The 22,278-nt window shown below is 37.3% G+C and carries 18 protein-coding genes, 15 tRNA genes and 3 rRNA genes; 1 reads left to right on the top strand and 35 read right to left on the bottom strand.

Annotated features, from left to right (window positions below; genetic code table 11):
- Nucleotides 1–88 precede the first annotated feature (88 nt).
- From AAJG31_RS17255 to AAJG31_RS17100, 32 genes are all read right to left on the bottom strand, one after another.
- Nucleotides 89–241 (bottom strand): cyclic lactone autoinducer peptide, encoded by a 153-nt coding sequence (locus tag AAJG31_RS17255; RefSeq protein ID WP_131521057.1) that lies wholly within the window; start codon nucleotides 239–241, stop codon nucleotides 89–91.
- The gene (locus AAJG31_RS17250) at nucleotides 241–804 is read right to left on the bottom strand and encodes an accessory gene regulator B family protein (protein ID WP_193767371.1); all 564 of its coding nucleotides are present in this window, start codon (nucleotides 802–804) and stop codon (nucleotides 241–243) included. Before AAJG31_RS17250 ends, AAJG31_RS17255 begins: the two co-directional genes overlap by 1 nt.
- Before the next feature lie 161 nt (nucleotides 805–965).
- On the bottom strand, nucleotides 966–1,505 hold the full coding sequence (locus AAJG31_RS17245) for a hypothetical protein (protein WP_131521055.1): 540 nt from the start codon (nucleotides 1,503–1,505) through the stop codon (nucleotides 966–968).
- Nucleotides 1,506–1,564: 59 nt separating this feature from the next.
- The gene (locus AAJG31_RS17240; RefSeq protein WP_131521054.1) at nucleotides 1,565–3,946 is read right to left on the bottom strand and encodes an ABC transporter permease; all 2,382 of its coding nucleotides are present in this window, start codon (nucleotides 3,944–3,946) and stop codon (nucleotides 1,565–1,567) included.
- Complete coding sequence (locus AAJG31_RS17235; RefSeq protein ID WP_131521234.1) at nucleotides 3,939–4,706, bottom strand: ABC transporter ATP-binding protein; 768 nt, start codon at nucleotides 4,704–4,706, stop codon at nucleotides 3,939–3,941. Before AAJG31_RS17235 ends, AAJG31_RS17240 begins: the two co-directional genes overlap by 8 nt.
- Before the next feature lie 10 nt (nucleotides 4,707–4,716).
- Nucleotides 4,717–6,564, bottom strand: coding sequence for an ABC transporter ATP-binding protein (locus AAJG31_RS17230; RefSeq protein ID WP_193767369.1), 1,848 nt, complete (start codon nucleotides 6,562–6,564; stop codon nucleotides 4,717–4,719).
- Nucleotides 6,551–7,063 (bottom strand): hypothetical protein, encoded by a 513-nt coding sequence (locus tag AAJG31_RS17225; RefSeq protein WP_131521052.1) that lies wholly within the window; start codon nucleotides 7,061–7,063, stop codon nucleotides 6,551–6,553. Before AAJG31_RS17225 ends, AAJG31_RS17230 begins: the two co-directional genes overlap by 14 nt.
- Before the next feature lie 2 nt (nucleotides 7,064–7,065).
- On the bottom strand, nucleotides 7,066–7,557 hold the full coding sequence (locus AAJG31_RS17220; protein WP_131521051.1) for a MauE/DoxX family redox-associated membrane protein: 492 nt from the start codon (nucleotides 7,555–7,557) through the stop codon (nucleotides 7,066–7,068).
- A gap of 482 nt (nucleotides 7,558–8,039) precedes the next feature.
- Nucleotides 8,040–8,273 carry a hypothetical protein gene (locus AAJG31_RS17215; protein ID WP_131521050.1) on the bottom strand — a complete coding sequence of 78 codons (234 nt, stop codon included), beginning with the start codon at nucleotides 8,271–8,273 and terminating at the stop codon, nucleotides 8,040–8,042.
- A gap of 394 nt (nucleotides 8,274–8,667) precedes the next feature.
- Nucleotides 8,668–8,907 (bottom strand): hypothetical protein, encoded by a 240-nt coding sequence (locus AAJG31_RS17210; protein ID WP_131521049.1) that lies wholly within the window; start codon nucleotides 8,905–8,907, stop codon nucleotides 8,668–8,670.
- A 75-nt stretch (nucleotides 8,908–8,982) separates the two neighbouring features.
- The gene (locus tag AAJG31_RS17205; RefSeq protein WP_279496177.1) at nucleotides 8,983–10,710 is read right to left on the bottom strand and encodes an asparagine synthase-related protein; all 1,728 of its coding nucleotides are present in this window, start codon (nucleotides 10,708–10,710) and stop codon (nucleotides 8,983–8,985) included.
- Complete coding sequence (locus tag AAJG31_RS17200) at nucleotides 10,707–11,129, bottom strand: lasso peptide biosynthesis B2 protein (RefSeq protein WP_227744937.1); 423 nt, start codon at nucleotides 11,127–11,129, stop codon at nucleotides 10,707–10,709. The genes AAJG31_RS17205 and AAJG31_RS17200 overlap by 4 nt, the downstream gene beginning before the upstream one ends.
- Nucleotides 11,122–11,394 carry a PqqD family protein gene (locus AAJG31_RS17195; RefSeq protein WP_145983808.1) on the bottom strand — a complete coding sequence of 91 codons (273 nt, stop codon included), beginning with the start codon at nucleotides 11,392–11,394 and terminating at the stop codon, nucleotides 11,122–11,124. Before AAJG31_RS17195 ends, AAJG31_RS17200 begins: the two co-directional genes overlap by 8 nt.
- Nucleotides 11,395–12,274: 880 nt before the next feature.
- Nucleotides 12,275–12,355: transfer RNA gene (locus AAJG31_RS17190), tRNA-Leu, on the bottom strand.
- 47 nt (nucleotides 12,356–12,402) lie between these two features.
- Nucleotides 12,403–12,476 (bottom strand) — tRNA-Cys (locus AAJG31_RS17185).
- Nucleotides 12,477–12,484: 8 nt separating this feature from the next.
- A tRNA-Gly gene (locus AAJG31_RS17180) sits at nucleotides 12,485–12,559 on the bottom strand.
- Between the two features lie 5 nt (nucleotides 12,560–12,564).
- Nucleotides 12,565–12,639, bottom strand: a tRNA-Gln gene (locus AAJG31_RS17175).
- A 4-nt stretch (nucleotides 12,640–12,643) separates the two neighbouring features.
- Nucleotides 12,644–12,719: transfer RNA gene (locus tag AAJG31_RS17170), tRNA-His, on the bottom strand.
- A 12-nt stretch (nucleotides 12,720–12,731) separates the two neighbouring features.
- A tRNA-Trp gene (locus AAJG31_RS17165) sits at nucleotides 12,732–12,805 on the bottom strand.
- Nucleotides 12,806–12,818: 13 nt separating this feature from the next.
- Nucleotides 12,819–12,902: transfer RNA gene (locus tag AAJG31_RS17160), tRNA-Tyr, on the bottom strand.
- A gap of 9 nt (nucleotides 12,903–12,911) precedes the next feature.
- Nucleotides 12,912–12,987: transfer RNA gene (locus tag AAJG31_RS17155), tRNA-Thr, on the bottom strand.
- Nucleotides 12,988–12,999: 12 nt separating this feature from the next.
- Nucleotides 13,000–13,072 (bottom strand) — tRNA-Phe (locus AAJG31_RS17150).
- 15 nt (nucleotides 13,073–13,087) lie between these two features.
- A tRNA-Asp gene (locus AAJG31_RS17145) sits at nucleotides 13,088–13,163 on the bottom strand.
- 3 nt (nucleotides 13,164–13,166) lie between these two features.
- Nucleotides 13,167–13,241 (bottom strand) — tRNA-Met (locus AAJG31_RS17140).
- Nucleotides 13,242–13,267: 26 nt separating this feature from the next.
- Nucleotides 13,268–13,343: transfer RNA gene (locus tag AAJG31_RS17135), tRNA-Val, on the bottom strand.
- 15 nt (nucleotides 13,344–13,358) lie between these two features.
- Nucleotides 13,359–13,433 (bottom strand) — tRNA-Glu (locus AAJG31_RS17130).
- 24 nt (nucleotides 13,434–13,457) lie between these two features.
- Nucleotides 13,458–13,549 (bottom strand) — tRNA-Ser (locus AAJG31_RS17125).
- A 5-nt stretch (nucleotides 13,550–13,554) separates the two neighbouring features.
- Nucleotides 13,555–13,631: transfer RNA gene (locus AAJG31_RS17120), tRNA-Asn, on the bottom strand.
- A gap of 16 nt (nucleotides 13,632–13,647) precedes the next feature.
- Nucleotides 13,648–13,763 (bottom strand): 5S ribosomal RNA (rrf, locus tag AAJG31_RS17115).
- A gap of 112 nt (nucleotides 13,764–13,875) precedes the next feature.
- Nucleotides 13,876–16,803, bottom strand: a 23S ribosomal RNA gene (locus tag AAJG31_RS17110).
- 181 nt (nucleotides 16,804–16,984) lie between these two features.
- Nucleotides 16,985–18,536 (bottom strand): 16S ribosomal RNA (locus AAJG31_RS17105).
- The 16S, 23S and 5S rRNA genes sit together here with 15 tRNA genes alongside, the layout of an rRNA operon.
- 349 nt (nucleotides 18,537–18,885) lie before the next feature.
- On the bottom strand, nucleotides 18,886–19,773 hold the full coding sequence (locus tag AAJG31_RS17100) for a nucleotidyltransferase-like protein (RefSeq protein ID WP_016994017.1): 888 nt from the start codon (nucleotides 19,771–19,773) through the stop codon (nucleotides 18,886–18,888).
- A gap of 149 nt (nucleotides 19,774–19,922) precedes the next feature.
- On the opposite strand from AAJG31_RS17100, the gene AAJG31_RS17095 reads away from it, so the two are divergent.
- Entirely contained in the window at nucleotides 19,923–20,273 is a 351-nt protein-coding gene (locus tag AAJG31_RS17095) for a YgzB family protein (RefSeq protein ID WP_048394737.1), read from the top strand.
- Between the two features lie 22 nt (nucleotides 20,274–20,295).
- On the opposite strand, the gene perR is transcribed toward AAJG31_RS17095, so the two are convergent.
- The 3 genes from perR to bcp all read right to left on the bottom strand — a co-directional run bounded on the left by perR (nucleotide 20,296) and on the right by bcp (nucleotide 22,278).
- Nucleotides 20,296–20,739 (bottom strand): peroxide-responsive transcriptional repressor PerR, encoded by a 444-nt coding sequence (perR, locus tag AAJG31_RS17090; protein ID WP_004230508.1) that lies wholly within the window; start codon nucleotides 20,737–20,739, stop codon nucleotides 20,296–20,298.
- Nucleotides 20,740–20,860: 121 nt separating this feature from the next.
- Nucleotides 20,861–21,805, bottom strand: coding sequence for a D-2-hydroxyacid dehydrogenase (locus tag AAJG31_RS17085; protein ID WP_048394740.1), 945 nt, complete (start codon nucleotides 21,803–21,805; stop codon nucleotides 20,861–20,863).
- Nucleotides 21,802–22,278, bottom strand: coding sequence for a thioredoxin-dependent thiol peroxidase (bcp, locus tag AAJG31_RS17080; RefSeq protein WP_048394742.1), 477 nt, complete (start codon nucleotides 22,276–22,278; stop codon nucleotides 21,802–21,804). Before bcp ends, AAJG31_RS17085 begins: the two co-directional genes overlap by 4 nt.

The following is a 22,278-nucleotide window of genomic DNA, read 5'->3' as shown; positions in this document are numbered from 1 at the left end:
AATAATCAAAGTTAAATAGGATATACTCCACATACGAATAACATGATCCTTCCAAAATAACATATAATCAATATCTATCTTAGAATATTTATGTATTTTTTTCAAATTTATTGAAATTTAATTCTTGTGGCAACTCCTCTTCTCCTAAAGCTCCCCAACACATATAAACAGAGCTAAAGTCAGCCAATTTAACGAATAAATTATATAAATAATCAATAATATTGTCGATAATAAATTTCATTAATGAGATCCTCCTATTTTTGCAATAACCACTAAAACAATCCCCTTCAAAAATCCTGCTAAGAAAAATACACTTATGGATGTTGGAAAAATAACGAGTAGTCCCCCCAACACAATAAGTCTGCTATACAGTTTTTTAAACAAAAATGTTCGATGAGCTTCACCCTGTACTTTTGTTTTTTTAGAACTCACTGGACCAATAAACAATAAGATGACAGCTCCTAGCAAAAACGCCCCCCAAACAACGAGTGAAGTGATAGGCAATGCTACAGCTAGCCATGTGATGAACGGAAATGAAATACAACTAACAATAAGACACGTTTTAAATGATGAACAATGCGCACCATATGCTACTTGACGCACCAATAGAAATCCAATTTGAACCAGTAACATTCTCCAAAATAAACCGAACGCTATAGCTATACCGTAAATAATCAAAAATTTTTTTAACTCGCTTGTAACAACACGAAATCCATACACTAATTTAATTTTATCTAACTGTGTTAACGGTCTTCTATGTTCAAAAAAATCTACTAGCATTTCCTCTTTTGCAGTAAATTCCATCTCATCACCTCCTTGATCACTAGTATAAAACATGTAACATCAAAATAGTTAAAAATATCCTAAAAAGTATATTTTTAAAGATAATCGCCTATTTTCAATCTTCTCTTTTACATAAACGTTCAAAAAAAGAACGTAAGCGTAAAGTGCCACTTAACGTTCCCTTAAATAAGTTTTTCTGTATATGCTTTATAAACTGCTTCTAAATAATGAGATGTTCCAAAATATGCATTAATATGTCTAATCGATTGCTCTATCTCTGTATTTGTAAATTTTTGAGAGTTACAAAGAAAGTCAATGGAGTGACCCTTTGCCAATTCCATGAGCACACTCATTTCTAACATATTCAATCCGCCCAATCGTCTTGTATCAACTATTTCTATTGAGTCTCCTTCAATGATATGAACTAGTTGTTCTATCGTCATATTTTTATTTATTACCTTACAATTCAAGATATTATTTGTGTAGTAATGAATCTCTCCAATATTTTCATCTGTCATAAAAACAATTTGGCATTTCATTGTTTCGAGGTTTTTTAAATATGGTATATAGTGAACAAAATGCTTATAAGATGTGTCAATTAACACAACATCATATTTTTTATTGGCATTTATCCTTATGACAACCTCACTCAACAAGTTAATGGTATCAACTACCCAAGACGGTCTATACATAGTGAACATATTTTTTAAAAGCTCTTGCATAAGCGTGTAATCTGAATGTACTAAGATATACATTATTCTGTTATCTGACACGAACATTTCTATATAACACTCCGTTTTACAAATCGAGCAATATATAGTCGACAACATACTAAAATAATCATCGCTGTACCTATACTTGAACTAAATATAAATAAGAAATCCCATTCTATTGGCCCATCTGCGTCAATTTGCATGATTAACTTTGTTAAAAACATGCCACTTGTTAATCCAAGTAGTAAACCGATAGTGACAATAAAGAGAACTTCAGACCAAATAACCTGTTTTAATTCTTTTGGGGCAAGCCCGATTAAACGTTGTGTATTGTATTGGTCTCTTCTTTTAAAGATTATATGAAAAATCGTTTGCACTAGACCAGTACAACTCGCTACTACTAAAGCAGTCAAAATGAGCATGAACATTGCCCATCGTTGATAAAACCATTCCGAGGCTTGCTCTAAAAGAACAGCTCGCTCCACAATTTTTAACGTTGGCCAATCATGAATCGTCTGTTGGAGATCGTCTAATGTTGTGCCATTACCTAAAGTTAAATGGATTTTATCAATTGTTACAACATCTTTAATCAAAGGGGAATTCCAATCAACAAAAAGTTGTTTATATTTGTTTTCAGTTGGAACAATTCCAGTAATTCTTAAACGAATGACTTTTTCATTTGACCGTCTATCTAAGTAATCGCCTTCTAAAACATCGCCTATTTTTAAATCATACTTATCAGCTACATCATCTGTAATTTCAACTCTATCTGCTCCACCAAAATCTTTGGCAAAATAATTCAGATTAACACCATTATTAGTGAGAAAAGAACTACCCTTACTATCTAATTGTATTTCTTTTATTGAAATTTTTTTTCGCAATAACTCTATATCATTATAAGAAATATTTTCAAAATAAGGATTATCAATCGCTACTTCATACGGATAGGTTTTTTCAATCGTTGTTTCCTCGGATTGTACAATAGATTTCAAAAATGTACCATTAAACGTAATAATCATAATCAAAATCGCTAATATACAAACAACAGGAACATAGTTACTTAAATTAGGGATGAATTGAATTTTTACATAGTGCGCTTTGTTTCCTAAATAGCGATGAATCCAGGAAGAATATTTTTTCAATGTGTATACTATCATATATGGGAATAAAAAGAATAGACAACCTATGATACATACACTTCCAGTAAAAATGAGAATAATTGATTGAATTGCATCATTTTGCAAAATACCTTGTGCAAGAATAAGTAAGGACATCACACCTACTATAAAAGTAAGTACGGTCTTCCATTTCGTCCAATGATATGATTTAAACTCATAATTTCTTTTCATTGCTAAAGGTAATATTTTAGTTACCCTCGCTACTTGAACAAACACAAACATGTAGAGTAAGAAATAAATAGCAAGTAAAATTGCTGAAAAATAGACAACAGGAATGTTAAAATGGGCTTGTGGTAAGCCAACCATCTCAACCAAAGATGGGACAACGAATTTTAGCAACAAAAGGCTACTGATTGTGCCTGTCCCCACACCTATTAGTAATATGATAGTCGATTGATAGTTGACAATCTTTTTTAGTTGCCCTGTCGTTGCTCCCATTGTTCTTAAAACGAAAAATTGGGCTTGTAAACGACTAAATAATAATGAAAAAGTGGACTTCAATAATAGACCACTAATAATGATAATACTAAACACTAACATCATGATGAAAACGAGTAAGGAATTTAAATTTGCTTGTACCCAGTCCGTTTCTTTCGTTATATCTACACGTATATTTGGGAAAAATTGATGTAATACAGTAGCTGTCTGCCACACATCCGTTGTTTTAATCATGACAAACAAGCCTTTTACATCCGATGGAATACTACTTACAATTTTCAAAGAATCAATGTCCATATAGAGAATAGGCGCATCTTCTCCATATTCATTAGGAGATAGCACTCCTTTTATAAGAAACGGCTTACCATTTACCATAATTGAATCTGAAACAGACTTATTTAATGTTTTTGATAACGAATGTGAAATAATAACTTCATTATCTTTCGGTATGTCGTTCAAATGATAAAATCCTTTTGTTAAATGCCCATTTGTAACACCTAATGTATAGGCTCCTTCAATCTTATCAATAGATGTAAATTGTAGTAAAATCGGTTCCACAAGCTCGACTTCTTCTAAAGTTTTAATCTGATTAAAACTTTCTTTCGTAATCCATTGACTAGACTCTTGACTAGATGAAAGGTTATAACCAGCAGAAATATCCACATCCCCATACAAGTTACGAATATTGTCTTCCATTTCTGTTCGTGCATTTTCAACATAGATCAACATTGTTGCAATTAAACAAACAGCGAGTGCTACAACTTGTATGGCAATGATTACTTGTATTTTAGCAGCTCTACAAAGTTTCCAAGCAATATTCTTTAAATCATACATTGAGATAACTCCTCTGTATGTTTTTAAATTTGTCAAAAATCATCGATAAATTATCGCTATTTACTTGATTGATATAACTATCTACTAATTTCCCTTTATGAAAGAATAGTACACGATCAGCATAAGTCGATACATGTGGATCATGTGTTACCAATATAATTGTTTGATTTGTTAGATTTTTCAATTGAACAAGTGTTGTTAAAATATCATTAGTTGTATTCACATCTAAGGCCCCTGTTGGCTCATCTGCCAGTAATAATAGCGGATTGGCAATAATCGCTCGTGATATAGCCACTCGTTGTTTTTGCCCACCAGATAATTCATGTGGTTTCTTCACAGCTAAATCACTAATTGACATTTTTGTTAAAACATCTTTCACCTTTTGCGCAATTTTTTTAGAGTCCTCATCTAGCAAAATTAAAGGCAGAGCCACATTATCTGATACCGTCAATTCATCTAATAAGTTAAAATTTTGAAATATAAAACCTATATTTCGTTTTCTAAATTCCGATGCTATCGGTTCTTGAAATTGCTCAATCATTGGTACACCTTGAAACATTAATTCCCCATGTGTAGGTTTGTCTAAAGCAGCTAAAATATTAAGTAATGTACTTTTCCCTGAACCACTCGTACCCATTATTGCTACGATTTCGTTTTGGTAAATTTCACAATTGATTGTATCTAGTGCTTGTACAATAAAATCCTTTGACTGAAATTCCTTTGACACATTTTTCATCACTACTAATGGGGTTTCTTTCATATTTTGTGTCTCATGTAGTTTCAACGGTTTCATGAAAATGCTCCTTTCGCTCATACCATTTGGATTGGGCTTGATGCATACGATAAAATAATCCTTTATTATTTATTAATTCATCAAAAGTACCAATTTCTTCAATTTTCCCCTTATCCATTACGATAATCTTATCTGATAATTTCGTGGGTCCGATTCTATGTGTAATCGTAATCGTTGTTTTATCATCTGTCATGCTATCAAATAATTCAAGTGTTTTTAATTCTGAATGAGGATCTAATGACGCTGTAGGTTCATCCAACAAAATCAAACTAACATCCTTCATTAGCGCTCGTCCTAAAGCTATTTTTTGCCATTCTCCCCCAGATAGATCAATTCCGCCATCCATTTCTTTAGATAAATAAGTATCTAAGTCAACATTATGGATTGATAATTTATGTCCCAATCCTACTTTTCTTATGACATCCCATATTTTCTGGTCATTCTCCATGTCATCTACATTGCCAAAACCAATATTTTCTCTTAAGGAATACATATATTTAGGGAATGTTTGAAAAACAACAGCAACTTGTTTATGTAAACTAGATTTATCAATGTCGGTCATATTTTCTCCATTTACTAAAATCGTTCCTTCTGTCAAATTGAATAATCCTACTAAACAATGGGCGAGTGTTGTTTTCCCTGAACCGTTTCCACCTACAATCGAAATTTTTTCTCCTCTTCGTATTGAAAAGTTCAATTTTGAAAAAGCTGAAATATCAGAATAAGGATAGTTGAAAGTGCCATTTTTAATATCAATCGTTTCAATAGAATTAATTTCTTCTCTCTTTTCGTCATCAAAATGTTCTATTTTCAACAACTTGATTAATGCATTATTATAAATAGCTGCTTCAAAAATAGAAGCTATATGTGCACCAATTTGAGCAAAAATGCCCTGTAAAGTAATTATAGCTGCAGTTAACGCCACATAACTCCCTATTGTTAAAGCGTTCTCTACTAGTTGATAAACAAAGAATACAGATACACCTGTATTGATAACTCCTACAAATAGTATCATCACTGCACTATTTTTCAGTTCCCACTTTGTCACTTCAAGTCTCTTGTTCATCGTATAAAAATAAAGTTTTTTCCATTTTTCCAGTAAATAATCACTCAATGTATACACTTTAATTTCCTTTAAATAGCTTTTGTCAAAAAAAAGGGATTCTGTATAAGAAAGCTCTCTTTCTTTAAATACAACGTTTTTTTCAACTTTATAATTTTTAAGTTTGCTAAAAAAAACAATGACAACCCCGGGAATTGTTGATAAAAGCACAGTTAAAGGTAATGTCCAATGAATAGCCATTAAAATCGCAAAAACTGAAAATAACGAAAATACACTTGTAATGATCTGCAAAAAAGAATATGTTGTACCTAACCCATTTCCTTCCAATGCTTTGGCTGCCAGATTCACTTGATTGTAAAAAAAGCTAGACTCAAAGTTTTCTAAAGAAACGCTAGTTACTTTTTTGTTTAACATCGCTTTAAATAAATAATTCACTCTTAAAGAAATTTTTCGAAATAGATAATCTTGAATTTTTCCAGATAGTTGTCCAAATAGACTAAGAAACGTTATTGCTACAAGGAGAACTAACACAAACCCCAATTCATTAGGAATTTTCTGCACCACCGTTAGTTGATCTATCAACCTTTTCTGTAGCAAAATTTCTAAAGGTAACATAATAGAAGTTATTATGCTTAAAATAGTTAAAAAAAGAAATATGCTCTTTTGTTCTCTCCAAATATTTTTCAAATAAAAATACTGTGAATAGAAAAAGTCTCTAACAGGTCGATCTTTCTCATGGAATTTTAATTCATTCAACTTCATAGTCATTCACATCCAAAAGATTTTCTAAACTTGCGATTCCTTTCTTCTCTACTACAAAATTATTAGTATTCAAAACTAGATACATTGGAAAGACATCTATTTTTAACTGATTAGAAAGAATTTCTTCTTCTATAAAATAAATATATTCATCCTCTAAATAGCTCAGGTTATCCCGATTTTCTATCGTATCCGTTGCTATAAAAATATACTTTTCTTTTTTAACAGGAATTAAAAAATTGAGTTTTTTTAATGTTGCTTTACAAGCAGAACACTGACTATCAATAAATACTAAAGTCTGCACATTAATCTCATTCATAATATCTTGAACTTTAACAGATTCAAATTGTTTATTCTTCAATGGAATCAACGGAAAAACGTTTTTTTCCATCGGTCCCCATTTTTCTACATTTAGCACTCGTCTAGTTCTTAATGAAATCAAAATGCTAAGCATTAATACACAAGAAATGATGACGAAAGCATAATAAATTTCCATGTCCATCGTTACACCACCTCTACGTTTCTTCTAATAATTATTAAAGTGATGAACCATAAAAGAACAGGTACGAGATAAAATATATTGCCAAAGTCAAGTATATTCATATTACCTTTATCAAAATAGAGTAGTGGCACTATACTGAAAAACATGCATAGACTTTGTATTAAGCCACCCAGTCCTGTCTTAGTTGGAATTAAATTGCCGAAACATTTACAGTCCTCTTCTATCTTATTAATAAGTGCATACGAATTAATAATTATAAAGAGTAAAATTAAAGATAAGGCACTAATATAAAGTATAGGGTGAGCATAAATAAACAAACTGACACCTATTACAATTTCAAATAATGGGAATAACAATGCCAAAAATGTAATTAAAATATCATTGATAGGAATATACTTTAAAAAAAACTGCTTTGTATTTGAATGTGAGATTAATTTAGAAATCCCAGAAAGTATCAATACTAAAGCAGAACCATAACAAAAAATATAAATCATAGTATCTCTCCTAAAAAAATTAAGAAAGTTAATGTGAATTTCACATAATTGTATCCTAAATTTTTTATATTTATATTGATAGGTATGTTTTCAAAACAACCACAGTTACGTGTCTTTCCTCCTTTAGAAGGTTTAAACAGTAAAAAAAGATTGAACAATTGCAACATTACAGCGGTCATACATATGTAAACATTCACAAATTGAATTAATAAGGAGATACCTACAAGCACATCTAAACTCACTAAAATGCTTACGAATATCGGAGATATTGTTATTTTTTCATTTATCGCCACGTAATAATGATAAATTTTAAAAACTTTATTGAATCCGTTTTTTAGAAAAATAATTGCTACAACCAGATAAACAATAATGATATTCAGTCAACTCCTTTTCTTTCAAGCCACTATTAAAATCCTTTAATATACAAGGATTTTAATAGTAAAATACACACAAAATTTTATATTGTTTCAAAGAGATTTACCTTATGAAGAAAAATTCATTATATCTTCCCAATAATATTTTTCACCCATATATAGTAATACTGGAATTTCTTCAATTTGCAATTGATTTAATTTCATCAAATGTTCGACTTTTATCTCGTTATCGTTTTCAAATAACACTTTTATCAAAATAACTTCTCTCTTTTTTGAAATTCTACGATAAAAAGCATTCAAAACATATAAGTTATCAAAAATGTTATTTTCATCCGAAATCAAATATGTTCTTCCCTTTTCCAGGAAATCTATTTGCTCAATCTGTATAAATCTCCGCTGAAAATCAATGCAGTTTCTTAATTTTGTCAAATTGTAAAAAAAGAAAATCAAAAATACAATCCCGAAAATTAGTGTCATACTTTATTTATCAGTTAGAAAAATATGAAAACGTTCATTTCACATTTTGTAGGAGTATTGTGCTATTACTATAGGGCAAATTTAGTTTTTGTATTTATTTTCTGCTATAGAACCATAACGATTCATCGTAGACTCTTCACCAAAACCTGTTCTTGACTATACATTCCTGTTACAACTTTTATGTAATAAAAAAGTAGAACATTAATTACAGTTAACATCGAAATAAATAAAATAGTTTTGGTATTAACCTATTTATAAGTTAGCAGTCATCTTTTTCTGCAGAACAACTAACCGTTTCAGTCTTACAAACGTAACATATATTTACAACTCCAGGACCATAACATGGTTCGGTTCTATATTTACGTCTTCTATAACTACCTTTTACAGCACCTGTTTCATCAAAAAATGGCAATTCTTTACCCCAGCCACATTGACCTTTAATGATTTCCGAACTATTTCCACTATCTAAAAGCATTGGTTTGCTATATGTCATTAACATAATTATTTCCTCCTGCAACCCTTAGAAATAGCACAATACACCTACACTAACAGCCTCCTTATTAATATTGATTCATTACACTTCTTGCATAATCCATACTTCAATGGAGAACAGTAATAAAAAAGCCTCATCTATCAACAAACCATTTCTCCACTTATATAAATTTTCTTCCCAAAACTTTTCGGAACAAAGACCTAACTTTGAGACAACTAAAGGTGACTTTACATTAGAATAAATTGAATTCCAATTTTTCCTTATACTCTTTAATGTATGAGCAATGTGTGATGTTTTATTTATACGCAGTCGAATACTGTCAGGTAACTTATTTTTCTGAGAGTCTCTTAAAATTTTTTTCGTGTAGAAAGGATCAAAGAGAATATGACTAGGGATTTTAATCATAAAAGAAATTAACTCCCTATCTAAAAAAGGATGTTTTATATCCGCACCATAAAAGCCACCTATCGCCCTATCCATATAATGATTGGCTTTTGCATTTAACATTTGATGCAATAAATTTCTAGCATGATTCCGTTTATTTTTAGTTGTTCTACTAAAAGGATGTGGTTGAATGATGTACTCACGTAATCCTTTAAAAGCAGACATATTTGTATACATACAATATTTAGTTAAATCGCCGAACATATCCTTTATTTTTCCTTCTCTAACGTAATCTCTTAATAAATACGGCGGATTCGTTAAAAGTTGGTCACCACCATAACCTGTTAGGATACTATATGTATTATTGTTCACACTTGACTCTATTAAGGGAGAAATAAATTCACATGTAGGAGCAGTAGCATACGGTTCGTCAAAACGTAATATATTATTCCGAAGATCTTCATACATCAATACTGAATCATAATTTAGAAAAGTACCTTTAGAATTATATTGTTCTAATAATTCCGTTATATATGCACTTTCATCGCATTCCTTTAATTCATCAAAAACAACGCTTACCGAATTAATTTCTCCGTATCTATGCCCCAATCGTTTTGACACATTAAAAATAGTAGTTGAGTCTAAGCCACCGCTTAATAACACCGTATTTCGCTCGCTTTTCCGTACTCTCCTCAAAACTGCTTTGTTCAAAATACTTTCGAATTCTTCAATTAACGCTTCCCGATTTATAGTTGTCTCCTTCATCATCCATTTATCAGAAAATAATTCATCATAATTCACATAGTTTATTAGGTTAATTTCCTTATTTTCATAAACAAACATATTCCCACTCGGTAAACGCAAGATCTCTTTATATGGCGTTAAATAGGAATCAACAATTCCTTTTGCATTTAGATATTCTTGAAAGTAAACACCGTTCAACTCAGGTGTATTTAGATAACTTTTCAATAGAAAGATATCGCTCGCAACTACTAATTTTGTATCGGTTTTTAAATAAAAGAGCCTTTTTACCCCCAAGGTATCTCTACAGGCCATTAATGTTAAATTCTTTTTATCAAATAGAACAAATGAAAACTCGCCATCTAAACGCTTCACAAAATCCAAACCAAATGTGTTATAAAGGGAAATTAAATTAGTGAGTAATTCTTGCTCAGTCCAATCAACATTTTCATATACACCATGATTCAAAATATTGTATATCACAATGTCTCCCACTATTAACACATCATTATTTTCAAAAAACACATATGGGGTCGTATTTTGAGCATATGCTGCTTTCAAAACAAAGTTCTGTGAGGATGTGTTGAAATAATTTACTTTTGATTTACTGTTGATCTTAAGATGTCCATTTTTATCCACTTCTCCCTCCGAATTATCCATAAATTCAAACACATACCAATTCACCTAAGTTCAACTCCCTTCATATACGAGTTTGAATCTATAATCACTTTCAACGAATCAAGATTTTCCATTTCTTCAAATAGATTGTGGCCCTGATATTGAATCCAGGCATGTGCCTCTAAGGGAAATTTTTTTATCCCTATTACCATGTTTACTGGTATACCATACTTAGATTGAAGTATCTTATAACCAATTAACGTTTTGTGTATACAATCTGCTTTCCTAGGATACCAACAGCAAACTTGGTCTAAAAGAATAAACCACTCCAAAATCTCTTCAGAATTCTCCTCAGTAAAAATCTCTTTAGAACCCTCTATAGTATATTTTTTTATATAGCGTCTAAAGACTTCATCAAAACCTTTTCTCCGTATTTGGAAATCTAAAAATATTAATTCTTTGTATAAATATAAAATATTATACAAATTTAATTAAACCTCCTTTTGACAACGAATTTAAAAATCCATCTAAATCCTTTTGAATAATTAAAATATCTTCATTTGTCCTTTTAGCTATTAATTTGGAAATATCAGAGACTATTGGTGTTTTATCAAACTCTTCCCAAATAAATGAACTAAATTTATCTAGTGCGTAAATTTGATTCGTATAAATATTAATAATTAGATATTCATCCTCTTCTTTATAGGAAAGAAGATACTTTGATTTTTTTACACGCATCCCTTTTACCACTTCCTCCTCTTTTACATTGTGAACAATCCTTTAATACTGTTCCTGTATTACTACTATACACAGTCATAAGCTCTAACAGTCTCTTTACTCTTATCATCTTCTTTCTTCCACATAACCGTATTTTTTCTACTTACTCCATTACGTTTATGATTATATAAATGTAGTGGAGTAAAATGACAACTCTTGTGCTATCGATTACATCCACATCAAGTCCATCACTCAACACATATATAAAAACTGCACCTTCTAGTTGATTGTTAACTTTCAATCAACTAGAAGATGCAACTCGTAGGGTTTTATTGGTCCATGAAAGATCTTAAAAATAGAAATCTAAAAATCAATGTATAAAAGAAAATATTCTCTCTCCACCAAAGTTCAAAAAATTATTGATGTTGAAACAGATGTCTTTGTCTTTTACCTAAAATCTATAGGATAAACCTATTCTTTTCAGGCGTCTAAAATGGCACAACCTTTATAGAAAAATATTGTAAAGATATTTATTACCCTCTAAAGCCCTGTAAAATTTGTAAAACAAATTTACCTGTTTTACATAAACATAACTGCTTAGTCTATCATAGCGAACGTTCTGACACACAATGTTTTATCACATAAAAAAACAAGAATGCTAATATAAACATTCTTGTTTTAATTATGTTTCTAATGATTCCTTTGGAGATTCAAACCCATGAGTAACTTCTATGTTAAAACTCATACTATTCTCTTCCAATGAATTTTCTATACTTTTTTTATTCTCGTTGACCTTTTCTTCAAAAAGAATCCTTCTCTTTCTAAACCTGTTGCAATTCCCCTAATATAAAAAGCTCATAAACCCTGTTATATCAAGATTTATGAGCTTTCTTAATTTTTATTAATTTGATGATACCGGTGGTCGGGGTCGAACCGACACTCCAAAGGAACACGATTTTGAGTCGTGCGCGTCTGCCAATTCCGCCACACCGGCATAATGGAGATAAAAAAAATCGGATAAACCGATTAACAGTTAAAATATGGAGGCGGCAACCGGATTTGAACCGGTGATAAGGGTGTTGCAGACCCGTGCCTTACCACTTGGCTATGCCGCCGTCATACATGGAGCGGAAGACGAGGTTCGAACTCGCGACCCCCACCTTGGCAAGGTGGTGTTCTACCACTGAACTACTTCCGCAAAAATGGCTGGGGTACTAGGATTCGAACCTAGGCATGACGGAATCAAAATCCGTTGCCTTACCGCTTGGCTATACCCCAACAATGGGGCGACTGATGGGAATCGAACCCACGAATGCCGGAACCACAATCCGGTGCGTTAACCACTTCGCCACAATCGCCATAAAATTAATTGGCAGGGGCAGTAGGAATCGAACCCACACCAAAGGTTTTGGAGACCTCTATTCTACCGTTGAACTATGCCCCTAAAATAATAAAACTGGTGGAGGGGGACGGATTCGAACCGCCGAACCCTAAGGAGCGGATTTACAGTCCGCCGCGTTTAGCCACTTCGCTACCCCTCCGGGAATATCTGGTGCCGGCTATAGGAATCGAACCCACGACCTACTGATTACAAGTCAGTTGCTCTACCTGCTGAGCTAAACCGGCAAAAAAATAAGATGGGTCAGGACGGAATCGAACCGCCGACACTTAGAGCTTCAATCTAATGCTCTACCAACTGAGCTACTGACCCATATTTTAAAATAAATGGCGGTCCCGACCGGGATCGAACCGGCGATCTCCTGCGTGACAGGCAGGCATGTTAACCGCTACACCACGGGACCATTTGGTTGCGGGGGCTGGATTTGAACCAACGACCTTCGGGTTATGAGCCCGACGAGCTACCACTGCTCCACCCCGCGATAATACTATAATATTGTTAAAATAATGGTGGAGGATGACGGGCTCGAACCGCCGACCCTCTGCTTGTAAGGCAGATGCTCTCCCAGCTGAGCTAATCCTCCATCTGGGTATTGAATTGGTGACCCCTACGGGATTCGAACCCGTGTTACCGCCGTGAAAGGGCGGTGTCTTAACCACTTGACCAAGGGGCCATCGTTTGGAACACATCAAAGTGCTGGCGGAGAGTAAGGGATTTGAACCCTTGAGACAGTGTTAACCGCCTACACGATTTCCAATCGTGCTCCTTCGGCCACTCGGACAACTCTCCAAGAATGGCTCCGAAGGCAGGACTCGAACCTGCGACAACCTGATTAACAGTCAGGTGCTACTACCAACTGAGCTACTTCGGAATAATTTTAGTATATAGCCTAGCGACGTCCTACTCTCACAGGGGGAAGCCCCCAACTACCATCGGCGCTAAAGAGCTTAACTTCCGTGTTCGGTATGGGAACGGGTGTGACCTCTTTGCCATCATCACTAGACTATTTGAAAGACAATACTTATTATAACATATCTTATAAAAATTACAAGTATATTCTAATATTTTATTCTTTCAAAACTGGATAAACGGTGCATTGAATGTTTCAAACTTTTTTGGTTAAGTCCTCGATCGATTAGTATTCGTCAGCTCCATGTGTCACCACACTTCCACCTCGAACCTATCTACCTCATCGTCTTTGAGGGATCTTACTTACTTGCGTAATGGGAAATCTCATCTTGAGGGGGGCTTCATGCTTAGATGCTTTCAGCACTTATCCCGTCCACACATAGCTACCCAGCGATGCCTTTGGCAAGACAACTGGTACACCAGCGGTGTGTCCATCCCGGTCCTCTCGTACTAAGGACAGCTCCTCTCAAATTTCCTACGCCCACGACGGATAGGGACCGAACTGTCTCACGACGTTCTGAACCCAGCTCGCGTACCGCTTTAATGGGCGAACAGCCCAACCCTTGGGACCGACTACAGCCCCAGGATGCGATGAGCCGACATCGAGGTGCCAAACCTCCCCGTCGATGTGGACTCTTGGGGGAGATAAGCCTGTTATCCCCGGGGTAGCTTTTATCCGTTGAGCGATGGCCCTTCCATGCGGAACCACCGGATCACTAAGCCCGTCTTTCGACCCTGCTCGACTTGTAGGTCTCGCAGTCAAGCTCCCTTGTGCCTTTACACTCTACGAATGATTTCCAACCATTCTGAGGGAACCTTTGGGCGCCTCCGTTACCTTTTAGGAGGCGACCGCCCCAGTCAAACTGTCCGCCTGACACTGTCTCCTGCCCCGCTAAGGGGCATGGGTTAGAATTTCAATACAACCAGGGTAGTATCCCACCGACGCCTCCTTCGAAGCTGGCGCTCCGAGATCTCTGGCTCCTACCTATCCTGTACAAGTTGTACCAAAATTCAATATCAGGCTACAGTAAAGCTCCACGGGGTCTTTCCGTCCTGTCGCGGGTAACCTGCATCTTCACAGGTACTATAATTTCACCGAGTCTCTCGTTGAGACAGTGCCCAGATCGTTACGCCTTTCGTGCGGGTCGGAACTTACCCGACAAGGAATTTCGCTACCTTAGGACCGTTATAGTTACGGCCGCCGTTTACTGGGGCTTCAATTCGCAGCTTCGCTTGCGCTAACCACTCCTCTTAACCTTCCAGCACCGGGCAGGCGTCAGCCCCTATACGTCACCTTACGGTTTTGCAGAGACCTGTGTTTTTGCTAAACAGTCGCCTGGGCCTATTCACTGCGGCTCTCATGCGCTTGCACGCTCAAGAGCACCCCTTCTCCCGAAGTTACGGGGTCATTTTGCCGAGTTCCTTAACGAGAGTTCTCTCGCACACCTTAGGATTCTCTCCTCGACTACCTGTGTCGGTTTGCGGTACGGGCACCTCTCACCTCGATAGAGGCTTTTCTTGGCAGTGTGAAATCAGGAACTTCGTCCATACGGACTCGCCATCACAGCTCAACGTTACAGTGTGCGGATTTGCCTACACACACGCCTTACTGCTTGGACGCGCACAACCAACGGCGCGCTTACCCTATCCTACTGCGTCCCCCCATTTCTCAAACGGTGAGGAGGTGGTACAGGAATATCAACCTGTTGTCCATCGCCTACGCCTATCGGCCTCGGCTTAGGTCCCGACTAACCCTGAGCGGACGAGCCTTCCTCAGGAAACCTTAGTCATACGGTGGACGGGATTCTCACCCGTCTTTCGCTACTCATACCGGCATTCTCACTTCTAAGCGCTCCACCAGTCCTTCCGATCTGACTTCAACGCACTTAGAACGCTCTCCTACCACTGACATCGTAGATGTCAATCCACAGCTTCGGTGAATCGTTTAGCCCCGATACATTTTCGGCGCAGCGTCACTCGACCAGTGAGCTATTACGCACTCTTTAAATGATGGCTGCTTCTAAGCCAACATCCTGGTTGTCTGTGCAACGCCACATCCTTTTCCACTTAACGATTACTTTGGGACCTTAGCTGGTGGTCTGGGCTGTTTCCCTTTTGACTACGGATCTTATCACTCGCAGTCTGACTCCCGTGTATAAATATCTGGCATTCGGAGTTTGTCTGAATTCGGTAAACCGGGATGGCCCCCTAGTCCAAACAGTGCTCTACCTCCAGTATTCTCATCACGAGGCTAGCCCTAAAGCTATTTCGGAGAGAACCAGCTATCTCCAAGTTCGATTGGAATTTCTCCGCTACCCACACCTCATCCCCGCACTTTTCAACGTGCGTGGGTTCGGGCCTCCAGTAAGTGTTACCTCACCTTCACCCTGGACATGGGTAGATCACCTGGTTTCGGGTCTACGACCACGTACTATTTCGCCCTATTCAGACTCGCTTTCGCTGCGGCTCCGCCTTCTAAAGCTTAACCTCGCACGTAATCGTAACTCGCCGGTTCATTCTACAAAAGGCACGCTATCACCCATTAACGGGCTCTAACTACTTGTAGGCACACGGTTTCAGGATCTCTTTCACTCCCCTTCCGGGGTGCTTTTCACCTTTCCCTCACGGTACTGGTTCACTATCGGTCACTAGGTAGTATTTAGCCTTGGGAGATGGTCCTCCCGGATTCCGACGGAATTTCACGTGTTCCGCCGTACTCAGGATCCACTCAGGAGAGAACGAACTTTCGACTACAGGGCTTTTACCTGCTCTGGCGGACCTTTCCAAGTCGCTTCATCTAACTCGCTCTTTTGTAACTCCGTATAGAGTGTCCTACAACCCCAAGAGGCAAGCCTCTTGGTTTGGGCTCTTCCCGTTTCGCTCGCCGCTACTCAGGGAATCGATTTTTCTTTCTCTTCCTCCAGGTACTTAGATGTTTCAGTTCCCTGGGTCTGCCTTCAAGACGCTATGTATTCACGTCAAGATACTACGCGATTAAACGTAGTGGGTTCCCCCATTCGGAAATCTCCGGATCAAAGCTCACTTACAGCTCCCCGAAGCATATCGGTGTTAGTGCCGTCCTTCTTCGGCTCCTAGTGCCAAGGCATTCGCCGTGCGCCCTTAATAACTTAACCAAGTTATTAAGCCTATAAAAAACTTAAAAAAATAAATGTGTTTGTTACAATTTCAATGTCGTTTTATCCAGTTTTCAAAGAACAAGTTTTGAAGTGTTTCATTCAGAAGAATGAACCTTCAAAACTGAACGCAAAACGTAATCTTACAAACCTAAGGTTTGTATTCCGAAATAATCCTTAGAAAGGAGGTGATCCAGCCGCACCTTCCGATACGGCTACCTTGTTACGACTTCACCCCAATCATCTATCCCACCTTCGGCGGCTGGCTCCAAAAGGTTACCTCACCGACTTCGGGTGTTACAAACTCTCGTGGTGTGACGGGCGGTGTGTACAAGGCCCGGGAACGTATTCACCGCGGCATGCTGATCCGCGATTACTAGCGATTCCGGCTTCATGTAGGCGAGTTGCAGCCTACAATCCGAACTGAGAACGACTTTATCGGATTAGCTCCCTCTCGCGAGTTGGCAACCGTTTGTATCGTCCATTGTAGCACGTGTGTAGCCCAGGTCATAAGGGGCATGATGATTTGACGTCATCCCCACCTTCCTCCGGTTTGTCACCGGCAGTCACCTTAGAGTGCCCAACTAAATGATGGCAACTAAGATCAAGGGTTGCGCTCGTTGCGGGACTTAACCCAACATCTCACGACACGAGCTGACGACAACCATGCACCACCTGTCACCGTTGCCCCCGAAGGGGAAACTATATCTCTACAGTGGTCAACGGGATGTCAAGACCTGGTAAGGTTCTTCGCGTTGCTTCGAATTAAACCACATGCTCCACCGCTTGTGCGGGCCCCCGTCAATTCCTTTGAGTTTCAGTCTTGCGACCGTACTCCCCAGGCGGAGTGCTTAATGCGTTAGCTGCAGCACTAAGGGGCGGAAACCCCCTAACACTTAGCACTCATCGTTTACGGCGTGGACTACCAGGGTATCTAATCCTGTTTGCTCCCCACGCTTTCGCGCCTCAGCGTCAGTTACAGACCAGAAAGTCGCCTTCGCCACTGGTGTTCCTCCAAATCTCTACGCATTTCACCGCTACACTTGGAATTCCACTTTCCTCTTCTGCACTCAAGTCCCCCAGTTTCCAATGACCCTCCACGGTTGAGCCGTGGGCTTTCACATCAGACTTAAAGGACCGCCTGCGCGCGCTTTACGCCCAATAATTCCGGACAACGCTTGCCACCTACGTATTACCGCGGCTGCTGGCACGTAGTTAGCCGTGGCTTTCTAATAAGGTACCGTCAAGGTACAGCCAGTTACTACTGTACTTGTTCTTCCCTTACAACAGAGTTTTACGATCCGAAAACCTTCTTCACTCACGCGGCGTTGCTCCATCAGGCTTTCGCCCATTGTGGAAGATTCCCTACTGCTGCCTCCCGTAGGAGTCTGGGCCGTGTCTCAGTCCCAGTGTGGCCGATCACCCTCTCAGGTCGGCTACGCATCGTCGCCTTGGTGAGCCGTTACCTCACCAACTAGCTAATGCGCCGCGGGCCCATCCTATAGCGACAGCCGAAACCGTCTTTCAGTCTTTCACCATGAAGCAAAAGAGATTATTCGGTATTAGCCCCGGTTTCCCGGAGTTATCCCAAACTATAGGGTAGGTTGCCCACGTGTTACTCACCCGTCCGCCGCTAACGTCAAAGGAGCAAGCTCCTTTTCTGTTCGCTCGACTTGCATGTATTAGGCACGCCGCCAGCGTTCGTCCTGAGCCAGGATCAAACTCTCCATAAAAGAAATTTGATTAGCTCAAATTGTTTTGCTGGCATCATGTTTGATGTCCAAAATTTTTGTTTTGTTCACTAACCGAAGCTAGCTACTTAAAACTTTATTGATTACGTTTTGCTTGTTCAGTTTTCAAGGTTCATTATTTAAGTCGTTTTTCAGCGACTTCTTTATATTAACATCTCATTCAAAACATGTCAACAACTTTTTTAAAAAAGTTTTTTGTGTTTTTCTGAGTTATTCGTTTATGTCTTAGCGACAATTAATATAATACAATACTAAGATATTATTCGTCAACTACTTTTCTAAAAAAATATCGAGGTATTTTTTAGATACCTCGATTACAAGCATACTACAGTCATTGCCCCATTTCTAGAGCATCTTTATTTACCTTGTAATGACGGTGAAATATCCTATCATTTTTCGCTGCAATGGGTTCAATTTGAATATAGCCTTTATCCACTAGATACTCAACAAACACTTCTAAATCCACTGAGTAGTTAACAAGTTCATGATGATCATGTAATTCCTGAATAGTCCACATTTCTTTTGTTTGCATGACTTCTAATATATGCTGTGCCCCATCTCGTGTACGAGAGTGGATTAAAAACTCACTTGCTAAAAACAATAATTCTAAGCGCTTTTCTATTGGCTCATTACTTGTCACTAGCTCTTCATACAGCTTATAGATGGCTGGCTCGATTTTTTTCACCTGTGCCCAAACAGTTACTTCAGGATACAGGCCACTATCGATAATAGATAGGCGGCCTAGATGATGTAGCGAATCCACAACATGATTATAAGCATCTAAGTAACTTCCTTTATCAAAGTATTCTTTCCCCTCCAAATAGCGACGAATTAACTTTGAAAATTGAATACCTGTTTTAATTTTACGACCACTATACGGAAATTCCTGCAATTCTATTTTTAGTTTATGCAGAAATTCATTCCGATCAAATAATACTCTACCGAAGAATATCCAATCAACAACCTTTCTATTTGAACCGATGAGTAACCATTTTCGAATTAATTTCTCCGTAACAGTATGTAGAGCGATTTTATTTCCTTCATATAAGTAATGTTTTGAAAAGACTGGTTGCTCTGCTTCTTTTACGATAATGAGTAAAACCGTATCAAATGTATCTGTAACGTTACTTTGTTCTTCACGCTTTTCCACTAAAATTACGCCTAATGTATTCGACTGACTCGCACGTTCTTGATATATCGGACGCAGTACTTGCTCCATGTTCAGCCCTCCTTTATTCATATAGGTTGTTTTGTTCCGTTAAAAATTCGACATACTCTAAAAGTATTCCTTCTTTCATTCAGTTCAAAGCTAAAATACTTTGCCCTTATATGTTATAGTAGATTTTAGATTGGGAGGCAAGATGAAATATGAAACCTTATAAAAGTAAAATTAATAAAATTCGTTCATTCGCATTAGCACTAATCTTTTTTGGTTTTATTGTCATGTACGGAGGCATTTTCTTTAAAAACAGCCCGATATTAGTTTTAATTTTCATGTCACTAGGTGTTCTTTGTATTATCGGTAGCACAGTTGTATATGCGTGGATCGGATTACTGTCAACAAGAGCTATTCAAGTAGAGTGTCCTAATTGCCATAAACATACAAAGGTTTTAGGCCGAGTAGATATGTGCATGTACTGCAATGAGCCATTAACACTTGATCCTACTCTAGAAGGTAAAGAGTTCGATCAATCCTATAATAAAACAAAAAAATCCTAGCCCTTTTTAAGAGCTAGGATTTTTATTGTACTTTAGCAGTAGCAACTTTACATGATGGACAAGTGCCGTATATCTCTAAGCGATGCGAATGCACATCAAAGCCTGTTACCTGTGATGCAAAATGCTCTATTTCGTCGAGTCCAGGATAATGGAAATCGACGATCTTACCACAGCATTCACAAATCATATGGTAATGATCGTTTGTCACGAAATCAAAGCGACTTGAAGCATCCCCGTAAGTTAGCTCTTTCACAAGACCTACTTCACGAAATACACGCAGGTTGTTATAAACAGTCGCTACACTCATATTAGGGAACTTACCCTCAAGAGCTTTATAAATTTCATCGGCAGTAGGATGTGCCATTGATTGAATTAGATATTCCAAAATAGCATGACGCTGAGGAGTAATACGTACACCAGTTGTTTTCAACGTGTCCAGTGCATCTTGTAAATGCGTTGCAGACATCGTCATGCACCTCTTCCATAAGTATTATTAATTTATAATTGTTATAAATAGTGTATCCAATTCGTACTACTTCGTCAACAATCACACATTGCTTATCCTCAATAAATCAATGGTTTTTTCCTTAATATCCTCTTGATAAATCCATAACATTTTCTAAATCCGTGTCACCCTTTAGCCATTTTGTTAGGCTTGGCTTGAAAATTTCTAAGCTACGCTCAACATAACGAGAAGAATGACTGGATACATGAGGTGATACTATAACATTTGGTAATGTCCATAATGGATTGTCGGATGTCAGAGGCTCCTCTTCAAATACATCTAAAACTGCGTGTCCTATTTGCTTTCTTTCAATCGCTTGAATGAGTACGTTTTCATCAACTAAATTACCTCGACCAAAATTCATGAAGATCGCATTGTTTTTCATCGCAACAAAATGCTCTTCTTTTAATAAATGGGTCGTTTCTGTTGTTTTTGGTAATACAGAAATAACGATATCTGCAAGAGGTAGTGCTTCTTTCAAATTGGTAAAACTAATCATCGTATTCATATAGGCCGCTTCTTTACCAGAGCGGTTACACCCAATTGTTGTAACACCAAAAGCTTGCAATAAACGCCCAACTTCCGAACCAATGGCACCTGGCCCCAAAATAAGTGCCGTACTATCTCGTAATTCCGTTTGTTGTGTTTTTTTCGACCATTCATTTTTCTTTTGCTGCTCATACATCCAAGGCAAAGCTCGTTTAATGGCTAAAATATGAGCAAGAATCGATTCAGCCATAGGCGTTTTATGAATGCCACGAACATTTGAAACTAGAATCCTGCGTTCAATAATAGCCTGAGCTGGCATTTTTTCTATACCTGCCGATGCAACAAAAATCCATTTTAGCTTTGTAGCAGATTGAATACTCTCTTCTGTTAAATCTTCACCATATGTAACTAATACATCCGCTTGTTGAAGCTCTTCATTTGATATGCTCTTTTCAAAGATAAATTCAAGCTGTGGAAATTCTGCTACTAATGGTTCTCGTAAATCTGGTCTAGGTTCAAATGTAAAATAGATTCTCATTGTTTTGCCTCCTGTTCTGCTAAATAAGCATATACTTCTTCAATATGATTTTTCACTCGAACTTTGCGCCAAGCTTTTACAAGCTTCCCCTCAGCATCAATTAAAAACGTTGAACGCTCTATGCCCATATATTCACGTCCATACATTTTCTTTAAAACCCATACATCATAAGCTTCAGCAATAGCATGGTCCTCATCCACTAATAATGAAAATGGCAAACCATGCTTATCAATAAATTTTGTATGCTTGCTTGCGTTATCTGGGCTAACACCCAGAACAACAGCATTTAAATGACTGAAGTCCTCAAACTTATCGCGAAAATCACATGCCTCCGTCGTGCAGCCTGGTGTCATATCCTTTGGGTAAAAGTATAAAATAACATTTTTTCCTTTAAAATCAGCTAAATGCACCATCTCGCCCTTTTCGTTCAATAGAGAAAAATCCGGCGCTTTTTGTCCTTCTAGTAATGTCAT

It is taken from the genome of Lysinibacillus sp. BS3, assembly GCF_039614735.1.
Taxonomy (GTDB): Bacteria; Bacillota; Bacilli; order Bacillales_A; family Planococcaceae; genus Lysinibacillus; species Lysinibacillus capsici.
This window is presented reverse-complemented; position numbering and strand designations above follow the sequence as displayed.

What these genes read in the sequence shown, in the direction of transcription:
- AAJG31_RS17255 (WP_131521057.1), bottom strand. Translation starts at nt 241, where the DNA reads ATGAAATTTATTATCGACAATATTATTGATTATTTATATAATTTATTC.
- AAJG31_RS17250 (WP_193767371.1), bottom strand. Translation starts at nt 804, where the DNA reads ATGGAATTTACTGCAAAAGAGGAAATGCTAGTAGATTTTTTTGAACAT.
- AAJG31_RS17245 (WP_131521055.1), bottom strand. Translation starts at nt 1,505, where the DNA reads ATGCAAGAGCTTTTAAAAAATATGTTCACTATGTATAGACCGTCTTGG.
- AAJG31_RS17240 (WP_131521054.1), bottom strand. Translation starts at nt 3,946, where the DNA reads ATGTATGATTTAAAGAATATTGCTTGGAAACTTTGTAGAGCTGCTAAA.
- AAJG31_RS17235 (WP_131521234.1), bottom strand. Translation starts at nt 4,706, where the DNA reads ATGAAAGAAACCCCATTAGTAGTGATGAAAAATGTGTCAAAGGAATTT.
- AAJG31_RS17230 (WP_193767369.1), bottom strand. Translation starts at nt 6,564, where the DNA reads ATGAAGTTGAATGAATTAAAATTCCATGAGAAAGATCGACCTGTTAGA.
- AAJG31_RS17225 (WP_131521052.1), bottom strand. Translation starts at nt 7,063, where the DNA reads ATGGACATGGAAATTTATTATGCTTTCGTCATCATTTCTTGTGTATTA.
- AAJG31_RS17220 (WP_131521051.1), bottom strand. Translation starts at nt 7,557, where the DNA reads ATGATTTATATTTTTTGTTATGGTTCTGCTTTAGTATTGATACTTTCT.
- AAJG31_RS17210 (WP_131521049.1), bottom strand. Translation starts at nt 8,907, where the DNA reads ATGTTAATGACATATAGCAAACCAATGCTTTTAGATAGTGGAAATAGT.
- AAJG31_RS17100 (WP_016994017.1), bottom strand. Translation starts at nt 19,773, where the DNA reads ATGGAGCAAGTACTGCGTCCGATATATCAAGAACGTGCGAGTCAGTCG.
- AAJG31_RS17095 (WP_048394737.1), top strand. Translation starts at nt 19,923, where the DNA reads ATGAAACCTTATAAAAGTAAAATTAATAAAATTCGTTCATTCGCATTA.
- perR (WP_004230508.1), bottom strand. Translation starts at nt 20,739, where the DNA reads ATGTCTGCAACGCATTTACAAGATGCACTGGACACGTTGAAAACAACT.
- AAJG31_RS17085 (WP_048394740.1), bottom strand. Translation starts at nt 21,805, where the DNA reads ATGAGAATCTATTTTACATTTGAACCTAGACCAGATTTACGAGAACCA.
- bcp (WP_048394742.1), bottom strand. Translation starts at nt 22,278, where the DNA reads ATGACATTACTAGAAGGACAAAAAGCGCCGGATTTTTCTCTATTGAAC.